The organism is Herbaspirillum sp. YR522 (genome assembly GCF_000282575.1).
Lineage (GTDB): Bacteria > Pseudomonadota > Gammaproteobacteria > Burkholderiales > Burkholderiaceae_D > Herbaspirillum.
In genome coordinates this window covers 1-1,917 of sequence record NZ_AKJA01000147.1, presented here as the reverse complement: position 1 = coordinate 1,917, position 1,917 = coordinate 1, and the positions used below count along the sequence as shown (strand labels likewise).

General features: G+C 71.8%; 2 protein-coding genes. Both read right to left on the bottom strand.

Annotation, left to right across the window (positions count from 1 at the left end; genetic code table 11):
- On the bottom strand, positions 1–938 hold a 938-nt coding region (cobD, locus tag PMI40_RS20700), incomplete at its 3' end, for a threonine-phosphate decarboxylase CobD (protein WP_008119462.1).
- Positions 931–1,878, bottom strand: coding sequence for an adenosylcobinamide-phosphate synthase CbiB (gene cbiB / locus PMI40_RS20695; protein WP_008119460.1), 948 nt, complete (start codon positions 1,876–1,878; stop codon positions 931–933). The genes cbiB and cobD, both read right to left, overlap by 8 nt.
- Between the last annotated feature and the right edge of the window lie 39 nt (positions 1,879–1,917).

Genomic DNA, 1,917 nt, shown 5'->3' with positions numbered 1-1,917 from the left:
AGGCCGATGCGGATACCGCCGGCGCCGGCGGCAAACAGGCGCACCCAGATCCCCTGCTGCGCAAGGCAGTCATGCAATGCCCCGGCCCGCGGTTCGGGCCACCATTGGAACAGGGCGCTGCCACTGGCCTCGATGCCATGGCGCGCCAGCAGCAGATGCAGGCGTTGGCCGTCGGCCTGCAGCTGCGCCAGCGTGGCTTGCTGCCAGGCGCTATCTTGCAGGGCCGCAGTACCGATCTGCTGGGCCGCGGCGCTGACCGTCCACGGTCCCAGCCAGTGCGCCAGTTGCGCCAGCAAGGCCGGTTCGGCGGCGACAAAACCGAGCCGCAGCCCGGCCAGCCCGAAGAACTTGCCGATCGAGCGCAACACGATCAGGCCGGCGCGCCCGGCATCGGCGGCCACGCTGCGCGCGGGCTCGGTGTCGCCGAAGGCTTCATCGACCAGCAGCCAGCCGCCGCGTGCGGCCAGCGCATCGGCCCAGCGCAGCAACTGCGCCCGCTCCACCACGGCACCGGTGGGATTGTTGGGATTGCACAGCACCAGCACGTCGCAGGCGCCAGCGGCCACGGCCGCGTCCAACGCGTCATGGGGCAGTTCGCTCACCCGATGTCCGGCACGTCGCCAGCAATGGGCGTGCTCGGCATAGCTGGGCGCGGCCACGATCACGTTGGCGCTGCCGGCCTGGCGCCGCAACTGCGGCAAGGCCTGGATCGCCGCCTGGCTACCGGCCACCGGCAGCATCTGCGGCGCGCCGTAATAGGCGCAGGCGGCACGTTCCAGCGTCACGGCCGGCTCGGGCAGCCGGTGCCAGAGCTGGGGCGATAGCGCCGGCGCCGGGTAGGACCGCGGGTTGATGCCGGTCGACAGGTCCAGCCACTGCGCCAGCGGCCGGCCGTAATGACTTGCGGCGTGGTTCAGGTTGCCGCCGTGTTCAAGCATGGGAAACTCCAAGATAGAGCAAGGCGACCAGCCACACCAGCGCCAGCCACACACCGGTGGCGCCAGCCACCAGGCGCCAGGCGCGCACGATGTCGGCGCCCTGCGCCGGTGGCCCCGCGCCCAGAGGCGGTCGCTGCTCGAGCTGGCCGTCGTAGATTGCCGCGCCCCCCAGCGTCACCCCCAGCGCGCCGGCGCCCGCGGCCATCACCGGGCCGGCATTGGGACTGCTCCAGGCTGGCGCCTGCGCCTTCCAGCATGCCCGCGCGCGGCGACGATCGCCCAGCCAGGCGTACGACCAGGCGGTCAGGCGTGCCGGCACCCAGTTGAGCGCATCATCGATGCGCGCCGCGGCCCAGCCGAAATACAGGAAGCGGGTATTGCGGTAGCCCCACATGGCGTCGAGCGTATTGGCCAGGCGAAACAGCACGGCCCCCGGCCCGCCAGCCAGCAGGAACCAGAACAAGGTGCCGAACACGGCGTCGTTGCCGTTTTCCAGCAGCGACTCGACCCCGGCCTTGGCCAGCGCTCCCTCGTCGGCCGCGCTGGTGTCGCGGCTGACGATATAGGACGTCATCCGCCGCGCCTGCGCCAGCTCGCCCGCGGCCAGGGCGCGCGCAATCGGCACCGTATGGTCGCGCAGGCTGCGCAGACCGAGACAGAAGTACAGCAGCAGCGCATGCAGCGACGCCGCCAGCGGCCAGGGCAGCGTGCTCACCACCCAGTCGGCCAGCCACACCCCCGGTAGCACCGCCAGCGACCACGCCACGACGCCGCGCAGGCGTCGTCCCGCGTTGCGGTTGAGGCGCGCTTCGATGGCCTGGATCAGCCGTCCGAACCCGACCAGCGGATGCCAGCGTCGCGCTTCACCCAGCAGCAGGTCGAGCGCGATACCGGCAGCCATCAGCAGCGCCAGCCATGGCCAGGCGATGCCGTTCAGCATGGCCCGCCCTTGAAGCTCAGCGGCAGGCCCGCCGCCACC